Below are 13,299 nucleotides of genomic sequence, written 5' to 3' on the forward strand. Positions count from 1 at the left end.
GCAATCATCATAGCGGACTATCCTTGACAAAACAATGCTTCTGCGATACCATGAGTGTAACGGATATAACTAAATTATATAATTACCATAGACAAAGGCAGGGGATAGGGATGGAGAATCAGTTTATACGGCATGAGCCATGTTTTGAGAGGATTTTGTTTGTCCTGACGCTGGACAGGAAGAAAATGAAAGAGCGGATTTTGATTGGGGAAGAACAGCAGATCCGCTTCCGGCTGAACGGGAGCCAAAACGCAGAGGTGCTTTGTGATATGACACGCCCGCTGGGAACTTTTTTGATAAACTTTGAGCGTGACACGGACAGAGACTGGAACTTATACGGGCTTTCTCCGCTGCGGCAAGCCCTCCACTCCAACCGATGGAAACAGCCGGAGCTGGAACAGGCGGCAAGCGAATTTCTCTGGGGAAAATATCTTAGCAATGACCCTCTGAAAATGTATGTGGCGTTCCGTATCTGGAACAGCTATCTGCTTGCCAGAGAACCCCGTGACCGTAACACTGCCTGTGACCGCTTCATGGATAAAATGAGCAGACTGACCGGGGTATTCCAAAACGAATCCATGAGCTTTGACAGGGAGACAGGAAAACCGAAACATTTTCAAGCTGGCAGCCTTTATTTCAAAGGCGCACCATCAGAAGATACCCGACTTGACCTCTGGTTTCCGGACAACCGGCGCACAGAAGAATGTGTGTCTGCCTATGCGTCCCTCTACCCGTTGATTACCTATTATCTGAACCGGCTGAATGACTGGGGGCTTTGCTTCCGGCAGTGCAAGGTCTGTGGGAAATATTTTCTGGCAAAGAGCCAGCGGTATGAACTGTGCAGCGACAAGTGCCGAAAAGCACAGGCGCTTCAAAACAAGCGGGAATTTGACGAAAGGGCAAGAGAAAATAACTATGACCTGCTTTATAAAAATGAATGCCAGAACTGGCGCAACAAAATAAACCGGGTAAAAAATACCGCAGGCTTTCCGGCTGACCGTCTGGAAAAAATACAGGCTGCCTTTTCCGACTTTAAGAAAGAAGCCTTGCAGAGAAAAAAGGCTGTAAAAACAGGAACAGCCAGCCCGAAAGAATTTACGGACTGGCTGTATCAGCAGAGTAATGTAATTGTGGAGCTGACGGATTATTAAAACTTAGCCTATCGTTCTAATGCGCTCTATAATTGAGTGCTGTTGCAAAGATTTCTTTTGATATACTGATACTACATGATAGACCATCACAACCGCAGCAAAGTATAAAAGCACAAAAAGAACTGGGAAGTGATATTCAAAGTATGAAAGTCCGGGAATTTTTGATATTTGGGTACAAAGCAGCAATCCGATTGGTATGCCTAAAATGCAGCTTCCTATAAAACTTCCAACCAGATAGATGAAACTTTCCGACTGCTGTACTTTTCGCAACTGCAATTTTGTCATACCTGTAGCTTCCAGTAGTGCATAGTCGTGTCTTCTGGCAATGGCATTTGTAATGCTGGTATTCAGCATATTTATAAATGAAAACAGACTAATAAGCACCACCAAAACTGTAATGATGACTTTCGCATTATGGAAGTAATCTTCCAATGCCATAACATCATCAGCCAAAACAGACACATCAACTCTGTCGTCATCTATAAAAATTTCTTTGATTATCTCTGTTGCTACGTCTTTTCCGTTATCATCCAAACAAATATACCATGCAAGCGTACAATTCATTTCTGACAGTGATTTCATATTTTCACCACTTGTATAAATAACAAGCCCAGTATCGCTGTTTTCTACAAATCCGCTTACAACTAACTCCACTTCTTTTTGACCATATCCTGTATCTATGATATACGGCAGATAATCTCCAACTTGAAGCTGCATATTCAGTTTCTGATAATAAGGAGACTGTCTATTGATAGCAACAGGAATTGCTCCATTCTGTAATTCATGACTTGGTTGCATACCCTCAACAATTTCATTTTTAAATGTTTCTGGATTTACAGCATTTTCAATGGACAGTTCAAATTTTTCCCCCTCTGAATTTGTCAGAATGCCGTCCAGCATATACAATTCATAAACATCTTTTACACCTGAAATGTTATACAATTTTTGCTTTTTTTCTTCTGTAAATGGTGTAGATTTCATTAAATCATAGGTGGATTCTTCATCAGCCGTTGAATTTAGTAGTACAAATACATCACTATTTCCCTGGTAAGGTTGTGACGCAAGTCTTTCGGGATTTATCGCATTCAATATTGAAAAAACACCGAACATTAAAATCCCACTCATAATGAGAGATAAAAATGTATAGGCAGCTTTCTTTCTATTGGCTCTACAATACATCCACCCGATTCTTATAGGCGTAAGTTTACGCTTTGCCCCAACACTTCTAAAATAGTTTGTTGCCTGTGTATGTTGTGCTTCTATTGGTGATGTAGATGCAGCCATTTTCGCTGGTGCTTGAAAAGCCAAAGCTGTGATAATCCAAATAAATATGCCGGAGATTACCGCACATACAATGCTTGGTATCCAGTAAAAATGAAGTGGTAAAACTATGTTTACCAGAAAACCGATGACTGTTCCCAACACAATGCAAGGTTTTGCTATTTTGTCACGTTCTTTCTTGACCACTGATTTAATTTGCTGGTATGTTGCGCCGATTGCCCGTAATTGTGCAAATTCATGTACTCGTTGCAGTACAGATACATAAAGAATATTTTTGACAGCCAGCCCTGCCGTACAAAGAAGTACAATAACAATTCCTAAAACAGTTCCTACTGCTTCAGTTGTATTATTTACATGGGCGATCTGCTGCGTACTAAGCGTTGCATTGCACAAAAGAATACCAGAAAAGCTCAACAGAAATGCCGCAATCAAGATGATAACTCTGATTAGAAATGTCCTATTCTTTTCAGAGAATACACTCTTTTCAGCAATCCTTTTCTCTATTCTCTCTGTATCATTTTCAAAAGGATAATTCATAATTCCCACCTCCTTTAACCTACAATTTTGCCATCCTCAATCCGCACAATGCGGTCTGCGAGCTGGGCAATCTCGTTATTGTGAGTAATCATTACAATGGTCTGATTAAATTCTCCGCTGGTACGTTTCAAAAGTCCTAACACATCTGCACTGGTCTTGCTGTCGAGATTTCCAGTCGGTTCGTCAGCAAGGACAATCGCCGGCTTTGTAATTAAAGCTCGTGCAATCGCTACACGCTGCTGTTGACCGCCTGAAAGATTGTTTGGCATATTTTCCAGCTTATCTTCTAAAGCCAGCATATACACAACTTCGTCCATAAATTTCTTATCTACGGTATCACCATCCAATTCCACAGGCAGGGCGATGTTTTCATATACATTCAAAATCGGAACCAGATTGTAGTTTTGGAAAATAAACCCTATGTTACGACGGCGGAAAATTGTCAATTCATCATCATTCTTTTTCGCAAGTTCTTCCCCCCGTACAATCACGCTGCCGGAAGTGGGGGTATCAAGTCCTCCCATCATGTGGAGTAACGTAGACTTGCCGCTGCCGGAAGTTCCAACTACGGCAACAAATTCTCCCTGTTCCACAGTAAAATTTACACCATCAAGGGCACGAGTGATGTTTGGTTCTGTGCCGTAATACTTCTTTAAGTCGATTGTTTGTAAAATGCTCATATTCAAATGCTCCTTTCAAGGCTTTCTACCTGTTGATGAAGTCATTGTAAACCACAAATGTTACACAAATGTCCGAGGTAGGAAAAATTTTTATCGAAAATCGAGATGAAATGTTACAACGCTCGGACATTTCAAAAAAAGTGGCTGTATCTTACCTTACAGGAAGCATAATAGAAAATTCTGAGCCTTGCCCCAGCTCTGAAACGACCTTGATATAGCCCCCTTGCCTTGTTACAATCTCACGAGCCAAATACAAACCTATTCCCACACCCTGTTGATCGTGTACTTCTTCCTCACGATAGAAGCGCCGAAAGATGGCAGCCTGATTGCTTTCTGAAATGCCCCTGCCGGTGTCGGTCACTTTGACCTCTACGTACATTTCCCACTGAACCACTGATACAGAAATCTTTCCACCTGACGGAGTGTATTTTACTGCATTGTCCAGCAGATTGAAAAGGGCTTCGCTTGTCCACTTGCTGTCATGGGAGATTATCAAATTTTCCGGGCAATCCACGGATACAGCAATTTCTTTTTTCTCTGCGGCATATACAATACTGCTCATAGCTTGTGCAAGCGTATGGAATAAGCTGCTGTCTTTCTTTTCTAATCGTATTGCTCCGGTTTCTAACCGGGATGTTTTAACCAGTGCTTGGAACAGAAAATCCAGTTTATCAGTCTGACTGCGTATGCCTTGCAAAAAGTCCATCCGTTCTTCTTCTGAAACAGGCTTTGTTAAAAGTGTGTCCGTTACCATTTGCAAATTGCTGACAGGCGTTTTGACTTGATGCGAAATATCAGAAATCAGCATTTGAAGCTCCTGTCGTTCCATGTCTACCTTGTGCCGATTTTCCTGCATAATCTCATACAACCGGATTAAGCGGTGGTTGATACGGGCAAAAAGAGTTTCACTATCATTTGACTTTTGTAATTCCTCGTTTCCATCAATCATGTTGTCCAGCGTCCGGCACAAATTAGAAGTAAAATGAGAAAGGCGTTTTCCAAAAGACAGCACCAATAGCCAAATCCAGAAAAATGCACAGAGTGTCAATGTTCCACCTGCTATGAAAATTCGTATATCCTGCATTATACCGCCGAGAATACCGGTAATTACCAGCATAGAGAAAACCATGCCAGCACTAATCAGTCTACAAATTTTCTTAGCAGAAAGGTTATTCAGTTTCATTTCTTTTCGCCTCCTGTCCATTGATACCCCATACCGTAAACCGTTTTGATATATGTGTCGCCATCCGCTTCAATCTTACTGCGAATGCGGCTGATAGAAGTAGTAAGGGTATGTTCATCTACATATTTTTCATCAATGTCCCACAGCCTTTCCAAAAGTTGTTGGCGGGTAAGTACCTGCTTCGGATTTTTAAGAAATAGGTTCAGCATTTTATATTCCATCGCAGAAAGCGCTAATGGTTTCCCGTTCAAACTTGCAAATTGTTCCGAAAAATCCAGAAACAGGCTACCATCCTCGTAAATATCCTTAGCTGGTTTGTGATGTTCCAACATAGCGAACATGGCTTTGATCTTTCGCTGCAAAGCACTAATCGAAAAAGGTTTCGTGATATAATCCACTGCACCAGCTTCATATCCTCGTATCTGATCGCTTTCCTGATCGTTGGCAGTTAGAAATATAACTACTGTATCAGGATGCTCTGGCTTGATAAGACGGCATAGGTCATAACCATTTCCGTCTGGTAAATTTATATCCAGCAATACCAAATCAAAAATGTTTGTTTTTAATGATTCAGCGGCTGTCCTTGCATTCAGAACAGAAGTTATTGTGTAACCGTCCAATTCCAAATTATAAGTAAGCGTTTTATTCAAAAGATTATCGTCTTCGACAATTAAAATCTGCTTCATATTGTCACTTCCTTTTCTTTTTGCAGATAGTATAACAGGCAAATGTCCGAGAATTGTTACAAGGACAAATATATTTATTATTTTACAGCTTTTTTCTGTGTACTGCAATTTTATATAAAGAAAGGACAGCAGTGTCAAATTGCTGTCCTTACGGCTTATTATAGCTGGTAGTGTATAAGCGTGGGTTCATCATATTTGGTGTGGTATCTTTAACTATGGGAAACTCCTGATACACACCATGAAAATCGTGACCGTGTAACCATAGAAAATCTTCCGACATACCAAGTGCTGCATACGAAGCGCTGCGATCGGAATTGTCCGGCTGATACGCAGTTCCATCCGATGCAACGGTGCATTTTAACGCATCACCATCATAAACAGCAATACGTTTCAAAGATTTATCATATCGAAAGTTGTAGTCACTGAGCGCAATGTCTGCTGTCTGCACAAAAGTCAACCCAAATCCGGTCACTTTTTGCATAATCTTCATATAAGCACGAAGATCGTCCGCATTGGATATCGTGACAACCGATGTATCTTTTCCAATGGTTGACATATTTTGATAATAATCACACGCAGATACTCCTTGTGTGACGTCCGGTGTCTGTGTAGGGATTCCCGTTGCACTTTCCGACAGTTGTGCTGATGTCTCTATAGTATCTTCTGATGTCTGTGCAGAGGCATATTGCACACCGTGAATATTAATCCTCTCTATATATGGTTCCAATCCGACCAAAACAGCAACAGCCATGATCGCTGCGATTGCTTTCTTATAGTACCTCATTCCTTACCTCCTGCCACTATATATTCGCTATAACAGTGTAGCAAACAAAGAATTTATTGTCATATATGTTAATCCTCTACTGCAAAATGTTCATTCTCACAGTCTGTTTTATTTTAGCACAATCAAGAGGTATTCACAATGAAATAAAATACTCAAACCTGCCATACCTCAAATTCTCCACAACCACATATTGCTTATTATATCAGCAATAAATAAAACATTTTGCAGCCACCAAACAGCACAAAAAGGCGCCATACCTTACGGTATGACGCCCCTGGTCACGAAAGCCTTTGCAATTCCATCTATTTGTTAGGGACAAACTTTCTAACCTCACATTATCCTTCAATGGCAATGTGTTTCGTCTGCTCTACTGCTTTGGCTTCTTTCTTCGGCACGGACAGTTTCAAGATACCATCCTCATATTTCGCATGAACATCTTCCTCCGTGATCGCATCACCAACATAAAAGCTGCGGCTCATTGAACCGGCATAACGCTCCTTGCGGATATATTTGCCTTTCTTATCTTTTTGCTCTTTGTCTAGGCCCTTGGATGCCTGTATCGTCAAATATCCGTTATCCAACTGTGCTGTGACTTCATCTTTCTTAAAGCCAGGCAGGTCGATATCCAATTCATAACCATCTTCGGTCTCACGGACATCTGTTTTCATCTCGTTCTTTGCATGCTTGCCATACAAAGCCTTGTCAATATCCGGGAATGAAAAATCCATCCAATCATCAAATAAGTTTTCTCCAAAAATACTAGGCATTAACATAAGTCATTCCTCCTTCAACTTTTTAATGCTCACACATGTAAAAGTTACATTTTTGGAACTTGGGATTTGAATCTTACTTCTTTTTCTTTCCTCTTCCTTCGTTCTGATTATGTTATACCACTATTATTAGCACTCGTCAAGAGTGAGTGCTAATATTTTTTGTGAATTTTCTGTGAACTCTTTTGCTTCTCTGCCTGTGCTCGTAATTCTTTAGCCGCTAATGCCGGATCTGGCGCTTTCATGATCGCCGACACTACGCAGATCCCTGCGATTGGAATGCCGTCCAATATATCCAGGTTATCCTTATTCAGGCCGCCGATCGCATTGACCGGGATAGGCACTGCCTCACAGATGTCCCGCAGTGTATCTGTCGAAGTCAACACGGTTTTTACTTTAGTTGTTGTTGGGTAAATCGCTCCCACGCCTAAGTAATCGGCTCCCTGCTCATAGACATCCTGAGCCCAAGGAACTGTCTTTGCCGTCGCACCAACGATCTTATGATCGCCCATCAAACGTCTGGCTGCCGCAACCGGCAAGTCACTGGCACCAACATGTACACCCTCTGCATCAACCGCAAGTGCTACATCCACACGATCGTCAATCAATAACGGCACATTGAACTTCTGCGTGAGCGCATGCACCTTGATAGCAAGCTCCATATATTCTCTGGTCGTCTTTTCTTTTTCACGAAGCTGCAGCATCGTTGCTCCTCCGATCAATGCCTGCTCGACCCGGTACAAAAACTCCTCTTCCGTAAATCCGGTACTGTCCGTAATAAAATATAAACTCGGATCAAAATTTCTCATTATCCTCCACCTTTCCATCTTTTAATAGGGACACTTCTGACAAGGTTTCCCCTTATTTACATAGCAACTAACCGATATAAAGATAATCGTTCAAGACCGGCTGCAATCCCTCTTCCGCGATATCCTGATACATCTTATCCAGACTGCGGCTGTCGTTGATCTCAAACTGCTCATCGCCCTGTGGTTCTTCATTTTCTTTGCCATTGTACTTACTGTCGTGATCCCCGATTCCGGTAGAAACACCTGCTGATACTTTCGTTGCCGCTATTTTTACAATGCCATCACGAAAAGAGGCGCTCTCACGTGAGGATACCGTAATGCCCACAAATGGCAGAAAAATGCGATAGGCACAGATGATCTGACAAAGCTGCTTTTCGTGAACATCCAACGGATTGATCTTGTCATTGTTAATGATCGGTCTTAGTCTCGGACAGGAAAGAGACATTTCCGCATGCGGATACTTTCTCTGTAAATAATATACATGAAGTGCGCTGGCAAGTGCGTCTTTGCGAAAATCGGACAAACCAAGCAACGCCGAAAATGCCACACCTCTCATTCCTCCCCGCAGTGCTCGCTCCTGTGCATCAAAGCGATAAGGCCACACGCGTTTGTGTCCCATCAAATGCAGCGTTTCGTACTTGTCCGTGTCATAGGTTTCCTGAAATACCGTTACATAGTCTGCGCCACACTCATGCAGATAACGATATTCATCGGTATTGACCGGATAGATTTCAAGTCCAACCATCCGAAAATATTTTCTCGCTAATTTACAGGCTTCTCCAATATATTCTACCGAACTTTGCCCTCTGCTCTCGCCGGTCAGGATCAAAATTTCTTCCATGCCGGAATCCGCAATAACTTTCATTTCCTTTTCGATCTGCTCCATCGTCAGCTTCATGCGGTTGATGTGATTATAGCAATTAAAGCCACAATACACGCAGTAATTTTCACAATAATTGGCAATATACAACGGTGTAAAAAGATACACCGTGTTACCGAAATGTTTACTCGTTTCCCTTCGTGCGCGCTCCGCCATCTGCTCCAAAAAAGGCTCTGCTGCCGGGGAAATCAACGCCTTAAAATCCTCGATCGTACATGTCTCATGCTCTAATGCCGCCCGCACATCTTTTGCCGTATAACGATCTGCCTCATACTGTTTCATCTGAGTCATCACCTTACTGCAGACATCTGACTCAATGATCTCCATTCCCGGTAAATATTCCATATGATCTTTTCTGGAAGAAGGATCTGTCTCAAGACGGTGCTTTACCGCAAGAGCCTCCGGGGAAAGATACTCCGAATCTACTAAAAATTGATTTTCCATTTTATATTCCTTTCCTATATAGGATTATGGTGTCAATAGTCCCTTTCTATGATAGAGCTATTCAAACTTTTTGACACCTTAATCTGTATCGCCTTAGTCGCGCAAAAATCCGGTCAATGGATCGGAAGCAGATGCACCACGCGTCAATACCCTTCCAATTCCCGCCAGATATGCTTTTCTTCCGGCCTCGATCGCTGCCTTGAACGCAGATGCCATCATTGGCAGATCTCCTGCGGTTGCAAGTGCTGTATTTGCCATGATCGCCGCTGCACCCATTTCCATTGCTTCACACGCCTGCGATGGTTTTCCAATACCGGCATCTACAATGATCGGAAGGTCAATCTCATCGATCAATATCTGAATAAACTCCTTCGTTGCCAATCCTTTGTTGGATCCAATCGGTGAAGCCAACGGCATCACGCAAGATGCACCGGCGTTCACAAGATCCCTAGCCGTATTGAGATCCGGATACATATATGGCATAACCACAAATCCTTCCTTTGCGAGAATCTCTGTTGCACGGATCGTTTCCTGATTGTCCGGCAATAAATACTTCGAGTCGCGCATGATCTCTACTTTAACAAAATCGCCACAGCCCAGTTCACGCGCCAAACGTGCAATACGAATGGCTTCCTCAGCCGTTCTGGCGCCACTGGTATTCGGCAATAGCGTTATCCCTTCCGGAATGTAATCCAAAATATTTTCCTGCTCTTTCGTATTGGCACGACGCACTGCAAGCGTAATAATCTCCGCTCCGGCATCTTTTACTGCCGCCTCGATCAACTTCATGGAATATTTTCCAGAACCTAAAATAAAACGAGAGTTGAACTCGTGTCCACCAATTACTAATTTGTCATTTTTCATGATAATCTCCATTTCTGTTGTATGTGTCATTTATTTGGCTGCTTCTTTCCGTTGTGAAACCAGCCTTTTAGTTTGCTGTCTACTGCTCCTTTGCGAGGATGCGCAGGATCGTATGTGCCTGATGTGCCGCACAGATCATCACTCTGGACGCCACTAATCCAACGCCGTCCGCAACATCACTGCATCCATCACCACACAAATAAAAATGCTCCGTCAATTTCCGCGTCCGGATCATATTAGGATCCCCAAATCCCGCCATACCGGAGCCCGCCACAAAATACTTTTGTGGAAACTGCTCCAACACGAGGTTCGTAAGCATTGCCTTCGCTTCCGGATTGTCAAACGCTTCACATACAATGTCCGCCTCCTGCAAAAGAGCAACCGCATTTTCCGTTGTAATGCGCACAGTATGTATCTCCGTATCAATATAAGGATTGATCTCCCGCAGATTCTGTACCATCGCCTCTGTCTTGGGCATTCCGATCTGCGTGATCTTGTACTGCTGACGGTGAAGATTCGTAATATCCACGCAGTCAAAATCCATCAAGATCAATTTACCAATGCCGGCACGCGCCAATGCGGTCGCTATGTTCGAGCCAAGTCCGCCCAATCCACAAACAGCAACTGTTGCAGCCGAAAATGCTTTCTGTCGTTCCTCTCCATGGCGCATCGTGAGCGCCGCCATCCATTCTTCCTTTGTGGGGATAGCAGAGCTCTGTTCCCTGTTCATCGACATTTCATCAACCACCTCCTACAAAGCTGACAACTTCTATGCTGTCTTCATCCTGCAAAACCACATCATCATATTGCGATTTAAAAACAATTTCTCCATTGCGCTCTACCGCAATTCGCTTTGGATCATACTCTGTTGTTGTCAGATATTCAGAAATTGTCTTTCCTGCAAGATCTAACAACTCACCATTTACTTTTACCATGCTTCTCCTCCTCTGTTGGTAATGGATCCTAGTGCCAAAATCCACTGACACTTTAATCCAATAATGAAAACAAGAAGTTTCCTATAAAGTAAAAAAACAGGAGACATCCGATGCCTCCTGCAAAAAATCTTCTTATCATGACTTCCTACGGCGGCATTATCCGCATCAGGTTAAAGGGTCGAAGTTTGAGCACTTCCTCTCAGCCTGCTATATTCAAGCTCCCCTGTTTTTATTATATTATGACCTTCGTATGCAAGATCAAGCACCGTCATCCTCTGACAGGCACAATGCATATCGAACGACCTCAGTTATCATTATACACAAAAAAGAAATCAACGCAACGATAAATGAGAATATCTTTCAAAAATTTACTCTTTCTATACTCGCTGTTTTATTAGAGGACGTATCCGTGATCGGAAACGTCAACGCTCCCGCCAGGAATCCAACTATCAATATAATAATAACCGCCCATTTGGGAAATGCAGCGCCCTTATCCCGAATATGATCGCCAACCAGCGGATTGATCATTATCGCTGTGATCAAATAAATAATACCACTCACAATACCTGCATTTGCAAATCCTGCAATAGCAAAGAACAGCACAAATACAGACAGAAACCAAAAAATAATATTATAGATCAATGTGGCAACCGAACTGAGCGTACTCAGATAACCTGCATTATCCACTCTCTGCTCTATGTGCGCGTTTCTTTCAGCTCGTTCTGCTTCGCTTTTGGTCTGCCAAACTGCCTTCTGCTCCGCTTGTATCCCTTTTAATGCATCCTCATACGCTGCACTTTGTGACATTCTTTGTGCATCTGTATTATTTAAATACTGCAAATACTGCTCATCCGACATTCCCCGCTGCTCTGGAGTGCGGTACATAGCCGGAATATCATATGTTGGTCTGTCGTTGATGGCGATCTGGAGCTCTGACTGCTTGGCCGCGATCTGCGCTTCGATCTCTTTCACAGACTGTTCCTCCTCCGGCTGCAAAAAGTGCGATGGAACAGGCATCTTAGCCAATTTGCCAAGCTGCGCAATAATACTCTGTGCTTCATTTCTGGCATTTACAAATGCAGCACTCGTTTGGTCTACTTGATTCGAGAGCAATACCACCTCTGACATAAAACCATCAATATTGACCATAACGCCCAGATGAGTACAGGTAGGTATCTGATCAGACACCGTAGTCCCGATGGTCTTTCCATCCATTTCGCCAAGCCCAACAGCCCCAACTGCTGCTCCAAGCGGTCCAAATAGCATGCCTCCGGCTACAGCGCCTCCTAAAGAAGCATGTTTCTTTGATTTGGTTTTGGAACTCTCCCGGGTGACAACACGGCAACCGGTCATCATGTTCATTTCCGCACCCCGAATGCTCGAAAATAAGACCGTTGTATTATTGATCTGTATTTTTCCTTCTGTCCGATTGACCCCAATTGATCCGCCAGCCAGGCTTTCCCATCTGTCATTGGTAATACGCGTAATTTCGCGAGTTCTCTTTTTAGACAGTGCATCTCTCTCATGTTCAATCTTCTTGATCCGCTTATTATAGGCATTGTCACTATTCTTGTGAATTTTAGCAATCACCTTGCTTCGATATTTTGGATCGTTCACAAACTTATATAATTCTTTTTCTTCATTCGCCATTGTACTGTCCTCCATTAAAAAATCAAACTCATTTTCTATTCTGATAGGTTTGTTCTTTTTTTAATCGTAGTTTCAACATCTGTGATCCGTGCTGCAACTTTTTTCACTTCCATTCGTCTCCACGCTTCTAAGCAAGCTAGAAATTCATCTGTTCCTTCTGCCTCTATTTTGTCAAGCACACGCAAAACAACCTGTCTGTTTACTTCTTTTAATTCGAAAATGACACGAGCATGTTTTTCTTTTACATCCAAACAAAATCTTTGGTAAAGTTCTTCCGCAAATGTTTCCTTTTCTATCTCCCATCCTTGTTCGGAAAACACCAATAAAGGAAGTCGATAATCATACCTAATCCTGAGGTAATCTTTCTCAATCATCCAATCAACACATTTGCTAATATCATTTAGTTTTAGGTTATGATAATATCCATACGCCGGGCATTCATTCAGTTTGTATTCCAATATCTTTTTATCCTTGGAACCTTTTAATAGTTTGGCAAGCATGTTTCTCCCACCGGTAAAAATCAGTTCATCTGCACCTCTTAAAATCATCCGAATATCTTCCGGTGGCAAATCCTTAATTTCTCCTGCATCAAGAACAACCGGCACTCTGCGTATTTTTTTGCTCATTTGTTATCCTCTTGTCCTT

14 protein-coding genes and 1 riboswitch are annotated in these 13,299 nt (G+C 42.5%); of the genes, 1 reads left to right on the top strand and 13 read right to left on the bottom strand.

What is annotated here, in order from left to right:
• The first annotated feature begins 110 nt into the window (after positions 1 to 110).
• On the top strand, positions 111 to 1,151 hold the full coding sequence (locus ACSAJE_RS05810; protein WP_009260052.1) for a DUF6076 domain-containing protein: 1,041 nt from the start codon (positions 111 to 113) through the stop codon (positions 1,149 to 1,151).
• A gap of 3 nt (positions 1,152 to 1,154) precedes the next feature.
• Here the strand turns inward: ACSAJE_RS05810 and ACSAJE_RS05815 are convergent, their stop codons facing one another.
• The 13 genes from ACSAJE_RS05815 to ACSAJE_RS05875 form a co-directional block, all read right to left on the bottom strand.
• A complete protein-coding gene (locus tag ACSAJE_RS05815) occupies positions 1,155 to 2,969 on the bottom strand; it encodes an ABC transporter permease (protein WP_029732304.1) in 1,815 nt (604 codons plus the stop codon).
• A 14-nt stretch (positions 2,970 to 2,983) separates the two neighbouring features.
• Positions 2,984 to 3,649, bottom strand: a complete 666-nt coding sequence (locus tag ACSAJE_RS05820) for an ABC transporter ATP-binding protein (protein ID WP_009260049.1) — start codon at positions 3,647 to 3,649, stop codon at positions 2,984 to 2,986.
• Positions 3,650 to 3,800: 151 nt separating this feature from the next.
• Positions 3,801 to 4,832, bottom strand: coding sequence for a sensor histidine kinase (locus ACSAJE_RS05825; protein ID WP_009260048.1), 1,032 nt, complete (start codon positions 4,830 to 4,832; stop codon positions 3,801 to 3,803).
• Positions 4,829 to 5,518, bottom strand: a complete 690-nt coding sequence (locus ACSAJE_RS05830; RefSeq protein ID WP_019162604.1) for a response regulator transcription factor — start codon at positions 5,516 to 5,518, stop codon at positions 4,829 to 4,831. Before ACSAJE_RS05830 ends, ACSAJE_RS05825 begins: the two co-directional genes overlap by 4 nt.
• A 148-nt stretch (positions 5,519 to 5,666) precedes the next feature.
• On the bottom strand, positions 5,667 to 6,302 hold the full coding sequence (locus tag ACSAJE_RS05835; protein WP_458009945.1) for a hypothetical protein: 636 nt from the start codon (positions 6,300 to 6,302) through the stop codon (positions 5,667 to 5,669).
• Between the two features lie 335 nt (positions 6,303 to 6,637).
• Positions 6,638 to 7,075 (bottom strand): Hsp20/alpha crystallin family protein, encoded by a 438-nt coding sequence (locus ACSAJE_RS05840; protein ID WP_022024589.1) that lies wholly within the window; start codon positions 7,073 to 7,075, stop codon positions 6,638 to 6,640.
• A 149-nt stretch (positions 7,076 to 7,224) separates the two neighbouring features.
• Positions 7,225 to 7,881 carry a thiamine phosphate synthase gene (gene thiE, locus ACSAJE_RS05845; RefSeq protein WP_022024588.1) on the bottom strand — a complete coding sequence of 219 codons (657 nt, stop codon included), beginning with the start codon at positions 7,879 to 7,881 and terminating at the stop codon, positions 7,225 to 7,227.
• Between the two features lie 67 nt (positions 7,882 to 7,948).
• The gene (gene thiH / locus ACSAJE_RS05850; protein ID WP_458009946.1) at positions 7,949 to 9,205 is read right to left on the bottom strand and encodes a 2-iminoacetate synthase ThiH; all 1,257 of its coding nucleotides are present in this window, start codon (positions 9,203 to 9,205) and stop codon (positions 7,949 to 7,951) included.
• A 93-nt stretch (positions 9,206 to 9,298) separates the two neighbouring features.
• Positions 9,299 to 10,069, bottom strand: a complete 771-nt coding sequence (locus tag ACSAJE_RS05855; protein ID WP_118507501.1) for a thiazole synthase — start codon at positions 10,067 to 10,069, stop codon at positions 9,299 to 9,301.
• A gap of 79 nt (positions 10,070 to 10,148) precedes the next feature.
• Complete coding sequence (thiF, locus tag ACSAJE_RS05860) at positions 10,149 to 10,805, bottom strand: thiamine biosynthesis protein ThiF (protein ID WP_243034704.1); 657 nt, start codon at positions 10,803 to 10,805, stop codon at positions 10,149 to 10,151.
• A 4-nt stretch (positions 10,806 to 10,809) separates the two neighbouring features.
• The gene (gene thiS, locus ACSAJE_RS05865) at positions 10,810 to 11,004 is read right to left on the bottom strand and encodes a sulfur carrier protein ThiS (RefSeq protein WP_022024584.1); all 195 of its coding nucleotides are present in this window, start codon (positions 11,002 to 11,004) and stop codon (positions 10,810 to 10,812) included.
• A 125-nt stretch (positions 11,005 to 11,129) separates the two neighbouring features.
• Positions 11,130 to 11,239: riboswitch (TPP riboswitch) on the bottom strand.
• 125 nt (positions 11,240 to 11,364) lie between these two features.
• On the bottom strand, positions 11,365 to 12,654 hold the full coding sequence (locus ACSAJE_RS05870) for a hypothetical protein (protein ID WP_458009947.1): 1,290 nt from the start codon (positions 12,652 to 12,654) through the stop codon (positions 11,365 to 11,367).
• 35 nt (positions 12,655 to 12,689) lie between these two features.
• A complete protein-coding gene (locus tag ACSAJE_RS05875; RefSeq protein WP_458009948.1) occupies positions 12,690 to 13,280 on the bottom strand; it encodes an RQC-minor-1 family DNA-binding protein in 591 nt (196 codons plus the stop codon).
• Positions 13,281 to 13,299: the final 19 nt, after the last annotated feature.

Source organism: Jutongia sp. SJQ-6, from assembly GCF_054161275.1.